The sequence below is a fragment of the Mordavella massiliensis genome (assembly GCF_016901695.1).
In the GTDB taxonomy this organism is placed as follows: Bacteria; Bacillota; Clostridia; order Lachnospirales; family Lachnospiraceae; genus Claveliimonas; species Claveliimonas massiliensis_A.
Genome location: NZ_JACJKS010000107.1, coordinates 1 through 244 on the forward strand (window position 1 = coordinate 1; position 244 = coordinate 244).

Below are 244 nucleotides of genomic sequence, written 5' to 3' on the forward strand. Positions count from 1 at the left end.
GATCCCACCGATCCGGCTGGGCCGACTGACCCGACCACCCCGACAGACCCCGCTGACCCGGCTGACCCAACCGACCCAGCCAAACCCGAACAGCAGGGCAAGCCTTCTGGGCAAACAGAAAGCCCCCAGACCGGGGACAGCAGCAATATGGCGCTGTGGATCAGCCTGATGATGGTTTCCTGCGGCGGATTGCTGGGGATGCTGTTCTACAAACGGAAAAAAACAGCGGCCGGGAAATAAGGCT

Annotated in this window: 1 protein-coding gene; it reads left to right on the forward strand. The window is 61.5% G+C overall.

The window, feature by feature from the left end; translation table 11 throughout:
• Positions 1-240: LPXTG cell wall anchor domain-containing protein (locus H6A20_RS13320; protein WP_204907557.1), on the forward strand; the 240-nt coding region annotated here is incomplete at its 5' end.
• Positions 241-244: the final 4 nt, after the last annotated feature.